The following is an 8,117-nucleotide window of genomic DNA, read 5'->3' on the forward strand; positions in this document are numbered from 1 at the left end:
CAGGGCTGATAAATAGGCAGGATCATCAGTGGGCGGCTCATTTTCATTAAAAGTATCGGCTGAATAGAGATGATCCGTGCCATAAAGTTTTGTTTGAACCTGCAGGAATTTTTTTCCAATCTCTTCAAACATTGGATCTTCGGTATCCAGGATATAAGTGTCATCAAACCCGTTCCTCCAGTTGGTTTGTTTGAGTTTTGAGGCCGGGAAGCGTTGTTTAAAGGCAGATGGTACGTGACCTGTGAAAGATTGCAGCACAGGCTTCATCCCCAGTTCGCGCTCGCGCTTCAGGATCTGCTGCTGCAGATCGCGGTGGCTGGTCATCCAGCTCAGTGGCAAAGGACCGCCCCAGCCATCCAGGTTGCCCATCCAGAACCAGCCGAAAAATGCTGGTCCGCTGAAAAACGTGCTCAGGTCTTTGTCTGTAAAGCCCATTTCCTTGTACACTTCGTACCAGGTATATTCCTGTCCGGTAAGCGCTAAAGGCATATTGATACCATGCAAAGCCATCCAGTCGATTTCTTTCTCCCAGCGTTTCCAATCCCACCAGCTCATACTGTAATTGTAAGTACAGTAGTTGAGATAATAGCGATATTCATATGGGGTTTTCTTATGAACTTTTTCTTTTACCACCGGCAGTACTGCCGGTATATTTAAATTGGTTCCATTCCAGGTGATCTGGCAATGGGCATATTCAGTAAGGTAATGGTATAAAGCAGAGGCAACGGCAACACCGTTATTGCCCCGCAAAATGATTTTCCCTTTGGAACTTTCTACTTCAAAAACATCTTTAGCTGCAGCTGCAGGCAGTTCTTCTACGATAAAAGATGATGCACGGGCAGGGATTACACGCTTGATGAGCGCGTATGAGGTTGCAGTTTTAAACTGCGCAAATGTGATTACCGGCAGTAAACAAAGCAATAAGCACACTAACTTCTTCTTATTTTCCATATTGGTTTATTGATTGATCAACCAGAGTGGTCAGGCATTTCAATTTGTGGTTCAGACATGCCGACTAACTTCTGTCAGCGTGTAATTTAGGTAGTAAAAGCACGCGATGCAAATAGGATTTGCACAGCGTGTAATATTATTTTAATAGCCTGGGTTTTGTACCAGTTTGGGATTCAGTTGGATTTCACTTTTCGGAATCGGGAAAATTCGGCGTTGTGGATCAGCATTAGTTTTGATACCCCATGGTTTTTCGTATTGGCCAAATCTGATCAGGTCGTTTCTGCGCCACATTTCCATTGCCAGCTCTCTGCCCCGCTCATCCAGGATAACAGGCAATGTTACTGCTGTTAGCGCAGATGCCTGCGCACGCGCCCTAACTGTATTTACCAGTGATAGTGCCGTCTCACCATTTGTAGCAGCGGCACCACGCAGAATTGCTTCTGCCTTAGTAAGCAGGATATCTGCATAGCGGAACATTGGAAGATCGTTGCTTTGATCTCTGACAGTCGACGTGCTGTCTGGATAAAACTTAATATTTCTGTAACCTTGCTCGTTTGCCAGCTCGTCATTGCCGATATCAAATGTGGCATTGTTTCTCCATACAATATCAGGCGTAAATTCTAACTGGTGCACTACCGTTCCAGTTGGATTGGGACCTGAGTAATTGTCATCCAGGCCTTTATTAGTCGTAGTAACTGTAATTGGTACCCCTGCATAAGTATACTGCTTACCAGTTAAATACTGTTTTCTACGGATATCCTTTGAATCGGTATATAAAGCATAATAACTTGAATACGAATAGATTGGTCCGGCAGGTGAATAAGGCATACTATACTTTGCACGCAAAGCAGGATGCATAGTAAATCTGGCATAGTACTGGCCCAGTGCCTGCACATTATCAAATGGAACTGCAAAAATGAAATCTTTAATTTGTGGCCCGTTATTGGGTTTAAACATACCCAGATAATCAGCATCGAGTGCATACTTTCCAGAGCTGATTATATTGTCACACATTTTTACCGCATCAGCATTCCTGTCAGTACCTACATAATAAGTAGCATTGATATACATCTTCGCCAGAATTGCATAAGCGAGGTACTTAGTTGGCCTTCCGTACGTTGTGGCATTTACGGTAGTGCTCAAATTAGGGATCTGTTCCAGCAATTCACTCTCGATAAAAGCAAAAACCTGTGCGCGCGACTGTGTAGCCAGATTCGTCGTATCTCCAAATGTTTTGGAAACAGGAATGTTTCCATACAAATCCATCATATAGAAATAAGACATGGCGCGCATCGTTTTGATCTCCGCAACAGTCTGGGCTTTAGCTGTGCTTTCAGCTACTGTGCTAAACAAAGATAAAACCTGATTACAGGTACTGATTGTGCCAAATCCCCAGGTCCAGTTATTGAGTATCAAAGAATTGTCCTGATCATAAGTATGCAAATTAATGGCCGCGTAAATACCCCCGTCAAACCAGTTACCGCCTCTGGCCACCATTACATTTTCATCGGCAGCAATATTAGCAGTTATCCAGTAAGAACGGTCAGGGCCGCCACGGAATTTAGTATAAATTGGCCCCGCCGCCGCAATAAACTGAGCTGGCGTTTGAGGGAAATTTGCAGGCGTAAGTGAACTTACCGGAGTAATATCAAGTTTGGTACAGCCTGTCATGCCGGCGATACATCCTGCGAAGGCTAAGAAGCCTAAAATTATATGTCGTTTATAAAAAGTCATTTTGTTTGATTTTGGGTTACTATAATTCCAATTGAATACCAGCTAAGAAACTTCTTGTTTTTGGATAGAAGTTATTGCTGTCAACACCTATAAACTGTCCGCTGGCCTGATTATTCAGGCTCAGGTTTAATTCAGGATCTACACCTTTATATTTTGTGATCAATAGCAGGTTTGTACCGGTCACATAAAAGCGGATACCATGAACATAATTTCCGGGTACCTTAAATTTATAGGCGAGGGTTGCATTGCTTAACCTTATAAAATCACCATCTTCAAGATACCTGGTAGAATAACGGTGTGCATTGATATCTGTAACAGGTTCTGAAAGTGTTAACACAGGAACATTATGGGCCGTAACCTGGTTAGGCTGATTGTAACTTGCAAGGGAGGCATTCATGATCTTGTTGCCACCCTGTCCACGGAAAAAGAAGTTGAGGCTGAAATTTTTGTAGTTGAAATTGTTGCCCCATCCAAAGATGTAAGTTGGCTGTGCATTACCTGCATAGGTTTGATCCGTACTTTTTGGGGTGATTGTCGGATTGCCATCAGCGCCAAGAAAGGTTGATACTCCGTTGGTCAGGCCAAGATATTTAAGGGTATAGAATTGTCCAAGCGGATATCCTGCTTCTATGATGGATACGGTAACGCCACTTTGTCCAGGACCTTCAGGAACACCAGCATAGATTTTTGACAGGTTTTCACCCAGTGAGGTAATCTTATTTTTATTGAAGGAAATGTTACCGTAGGTTTCCCAGCTAAAGCTGGCTGATTTTACCGGGGTTCCGTTCAAACTGATCTCAACACCCTTATTGTCCATGCTGCCGACATTTGCAGTCAAATTCGCCACCAGGTTAGTTACCGTGGAAACAGGAATCACCGAGATCATGTCAGTAGTTTTCTTCTGATACAGATCTACCGAACCACTTAATCTTCCTTTGAGGACAGAGAAATCAACCCCGGCATTGACTGTACCTGTAGTCTCCCATTTCAAATTCGGGTTGGGATTCTGCGTCGGCCCTATTGCGCCAATAAAAGCGCTATTGTAATAGAAGTTACCCGTCGTTCCATATTGTGTTAACGGCGTATAAGCCGGGAATCCTTGTGAGTTACCAGTTTTACCGTAACCAACACGGATTTTTAAATCATCAAAGATCGTTTGTGATTTCATAAAGGATTCATCAATAATTCTCCATGCCGCAGATCCTGCAGGGAAATAACCCCACCTGTTGTTTGCGCCAAAAGCGTTTGATCCGTCACGTCTCACAGATGCCTGGAAGATATATTTACCCAGGTAGCTGTAATTCAAGCGTGAGTAAAAAGAGATCAGACGAAGTGTTTCTACCTGGACGATACCATAGTTGACCCTATATCCTGCCGGTGCAGTACCTAGAGCAAGGTTATTATAACTTGTTTCATCAGAAATAAAGTTTTGGTTGGTAGACTGGAAGCCGTTTCCGGTTGTGGTCTCGTCATAAGAATAACCAACCAGGGCTTTAAAGTCATGGTCATTACCCCATTTATGCGCATAGCTTAAATAGTTTTCAAATAGTTTTTTAGTATCCTGATAAGTTGAGCGGATGGCCGAACCGTTGAGGTTTTGTGCAAGTTCCGACTTTGAATTATAATAGGTATCATTGAAAGTAGTCCTGTTCTGATAGGCAAGGTTAAAGTTGTAAAAAATATCAGCAGGTAATTTAAGTTCTCCCTTTACATTCCCCAGCAACAAATTGATTTTCTGTTTATAAGTATCATTTGTGATCAGCCCCAGGGGGTTATAACCTAATACTAAGGTTGGATCCACATATAAGGAGCCGTCAGCATTATAGACAGTACGGGTAGGCAAGTACTGAATGATGGATTTAAAGAATCCGGGATCTTTACCATCCAGCTTTGTTAATGGGATATCATTTACCAGCAGATCTGAATTGGTTACAGAGTTGCTCAATGAAAAATCCAGCTTCAATTTATCATTTAAAGTTTTCTGTGAAAGATTTACACGACCTACAAAACGATCAAAACCAGTGTTTTTGATAATTCCCTGATTCTCCAGATAGTTAAGGCTACCACCAAACGTGGTTTTTTCTGAACCGCCACCAAATGATAGGTTATGATTTTGGGCAAAACCGTTATTACGCTGTGTTACCTTCCTCCAGTCAGTATTACCGCCGTTGTCGTTCTCGGGCGTAAAACTCTGACCCGTTGCCGCTGCATAGGCCCTTAATTGATCTGCTGAAGCAAGATCAAATTGGTTAGCAATCTTTTCCATAGAGGCATATGCATCATAGTTCATCCTCAATTGTCCAGGTTTAGCCTTTTTGGTAGTCACTATAATGACCCCATTGGTTGCTCTTGTACCGTAAATGGCCGATGCAGAAGCATCTTTCAATACATCTATAGAGGCTATGTCTGAAGGGGCAACCAGGTTGAAATCTGCCCCCGGTACTCCGTCAATAATATAAAAAGGGGAAGATGCCGCTCCTGGTCTAAGTGATGAAGGCCCCCTTAAAGTTACCGTTGCCGATCCGTTCGGGTTACCGTCACTGGTAATATTTAAACCTGCTACTTTTCCTTCCAGCAATGCTGCCGGGCTGGTCACAACACCAGCATTGAAATCCTCAGCTTTTACGGTAGTGATTGCACTGGTCAGTTCTTTTTTCGTAGAGGTACCATAACCTACTACCACAACTTCATTCAGGGCTTTTTGATCTTCCCTGAGCGTGATCTTCAGATTATTCTCGTTGCCTACCGTAACTTCCTTCGCTTCAAAACCTATGTAACGAAATACCAATACCGCACCTTTGTCCGCACTGATAGAAAACGCTCCTGTACTTGAAGTAGCCACAGTTTTAGCAGTGCCTTTAATTTGCACTGAAACACCTGGCAAAGGTGCACCCTTTTCATCCACTACAGTTCCGGTAATAATTACTGCGTTGATATATTCCTTAATACGATCAACAATGGTTTTCTCCTTTTCCTTGATCACCACGCTCTTATCGGCTATAGAGTATTCCAATGGCTGATCTTTAAAGCATATTTGGAGTGCATCCTCAAGTGATACATTTTTAAGACTTACCGTTACTGGTTTGGCTTTCTCCAGTGTTTTCGCATCTACCAGAAAGTCGTAACCGGTTTGCCTGGCAAGCTCATTGAAAACAGCCTTTAATGGCGCATTTTTTTTATCAAGGTTAACTTTTTGTGCCAGAGATGCGGCACTCACCTGAAGTAAAGCAATGGTCATTATGAGTATGGTTACCTTCATAATTCGCAATAATTGTTTGGGACAGCAGATATTATATCTACTACCGTGATGGTTGTAAAATTTCATTACCTTTGATTGGTTTTGGGTTGAGATTAAGTTAGTTCACATCATAATTTTATACGCCCGGACTTTTACCGGATTGCTTCGACTCAATCCGGTATTCTTTTTTCTGACCGTATTCCGGTGGCAATTATGAACCCTTTTTGTAGATTTTCTTCATGTTTGTTTGGTTTTGGTTGATAATAAATGAAATGGTCTGTTGATTTTGTCTATGGCTGTTTGAGTACAGTTATCTTGTTGCCCTCTATTTTAAAATGCACCTTTCCGGTACGCTCCATCAGTTTTAATACGCCTGAGATATTCCTTGTACTGGATACAACTCCTACAAACTGAATATCTGCCGGCTTGCCTTCATACACTACATCCACATCATACCATCTGGCTAATCTGCGCATAACCACCTGCAGGTCTTCGTCATTGAGGATAAACTGTTTGTTTTTCCAGTCCAATTCGTCATCAACATCTACCTGCTTAACATTGATGCTGCTGCCCTTACTTATTCCCTGCTGACCTGGCTTTAGTATAGTTGCACCGTTAAGCTTTACACTGCCTTCAAGTAATGTTGTTTTGGTCACAGGCTCATCAGGATAGGAATTCACATCAAAATGTGTCCCAAGCACTTCTACATCCTGCCTGTGAGTCTTTACAACAAAGGGCTTTTGTTTGTTATGTGCTACTTCAAAGTAAGCTTCACCTTGCAGTTCAACCTTCCGCTGTTTGCTGTTGTTGAATGAAACCGGGAATTTTAATGAAGATGCCGCATTCAGCCAGACTTCAGTTCCGTCAGGCAACCGAACCTGGTACTGGCCGCCCTTAGGCGTAGAAATTGTATTGAAAGCAGCTGTATTTTTGGATTTTGAATCTGAAACTGTATAAACCAGTTGACCATCTGCTGTCTTGGTGATGGTAATTCCAGTCTCTGCAGCAAGCTCGCCATTTTTAGCACCATCTAAAGTAATTTTCCGCCCGTCGGCCAGAGTAAGGGTAGCTTTCACACCGCCGGGTGCAATATCATTTTTATAAATGGAAGTTTTAGCGAGTTTAGGCATTGAAGTGGTACGATCAGCGTGGTAAAAGAATAAGCCTGTACCAAGTACAAGCAAGAGCGAAGCTGCAGCAGCAATCTTTGGCCATAGTTTAACGACATGGATTTCACGGGTTTGATTTTCAACCGCCGCCCAGATGAGCAATTTCTCTTCATCCAATTCAGCCCTGGATAACTTTGCTTTATCTTTCTCGTTCAATTGCAGATACCATGATTCAAGCCATGCAATCTCTTCCTGGCTGCATTTACCTTCATTGTATTTCTGCAATAAAGCGCTGAATTTTTCTTCGTCCCTTTCCATTAAATTCCTGGTCTATAGTAGTAAGACTTTTCAGAAAAGCGGATCGGGGATAAGAAAAGTAAAAAAATTAATCTTTTTAGGGGAGTAAATGCAAGGCGACAACCAGCACTAAACCAATACGCAGCCTAAGTACCCTTAGTGCCTTTTTTATCTGGTCTGCCACCGTAAATTCTGACAGGCCTAATCTCTCGGCAATTTGCTTATTAGGCAGGTTTTCCTTTCTACTCAGTTCAAACACTTCCCGCATCCGCGGAGGCAGTGCGGCAATTTCAGCTTCTATGATTGCAGCAAGTTGTTTCTCCCTAATCAGGTGGTCTGTTATAGGCTCACACGCATACTTGAACTGGTTGAATGAAGTGGCATATTGATTTACTACATTTTTATGGCTGATCAGGGAAAAAATGCTGTTTCTAACCATCACATACAGATAACCGGACAGGTTACTCTTTAATACGATCTGATCACGTTTATTCCAAAATGTGACAAATACATCCTGGACAACATCTCTGGCTTCTTCTTTATTTCGTAGCTTATTGTAAGCATGTGCAAACAAAACATTGTTATAGCGTTCAAAAATTTCAGCAAAAGCATCTTTGTCCCCTTCCTTAAAGAAGATAGCGAGTTCTGAATCATTAAACGAGCTATAAGACGACATACATAATCAATAAAAAGACACTTATTGTGTAATTATAGTAATAATTTGATGACATCTTTAAAAAAAATGTTTGAAAATTCAATATTTAATGAAAAAGACTAAAAATAAATTC

Annotated in this window: 5 protein-coding genes; all 5 read right to left on the reverse strand. The window is 42.0% G+C overall.

What is annotated here, in order from left to right; all coding sequences use genetic code 11:
- Positions 1 to 951: alpha-N-acetylglucosaminidase (locus ABWY16_RS16880; protein ID WP_353905830.1), on the reverse strand; the 951-nt coding region annotated here is incomplete at its 3' end.
- Positions 952 to 1,092: 141 nt separating this feature from the next.
- Positions 1,093 to 2,685: a RagB/SusD family nutrient uptake outer membrane protein gene (locus ABWY16_RS16885; protein ID WP_353905831.1), complete on the reverse strand. Its 1,593-nt coding sequence runs from the start codon at positions 2,683 to 2,685 to the stop codon at positions 1,093 to 1,095.
- A 19-nt stretch (positions 2,686 to 2,704) separates the two neighbouring features.
- Entirely contained in the window at positions 2,705 to 5,944 is a 3,240-nt protein-coding gene (locus ABWY16_RS16890) for a TonB-dependent receptor (protein ID WP_353905832.1), read from the reverse strand.
- A 269-nt stretch (positions 5,945 to 6,213) separates the two neighbouring features.
- Complete coding sequence (locus ABWY16_RS16895) at positions 6,214 to 7,350, reverse strand: FecR family protein (RefSeq protein WP_353905833.1); 1,137 nt, start codon at positions 7,348 to 7,350, stop codon at positions 6,214 to 6,216.
- Positions 7,351 to 7,426: 76 nt separating this feature from the next.
- Positions 7,427 to 8,005: an RNA polymerase sigma-70 factor gene (locus ABWY16_RS16900; protein WP_353905834.1), complete on the reverse strand. Its 579-nt coding sequence runs from the start codon at positions 8,003 to 8,005 to the stop codon at positions 7,427 to 7,429.
- Between the last annotated feature and the right edge of the window lie 112 nt (positions 8,006 to 8,117).

Source organism: Pedobacter sp. (genome assembly GCF_040513095.1).
Taxonomy (GTDB): Bacteria; Bacteroidota; Bacteroidia; order Sphingobacteriales; family Sphingobacteriaceae; genus Pedobacter.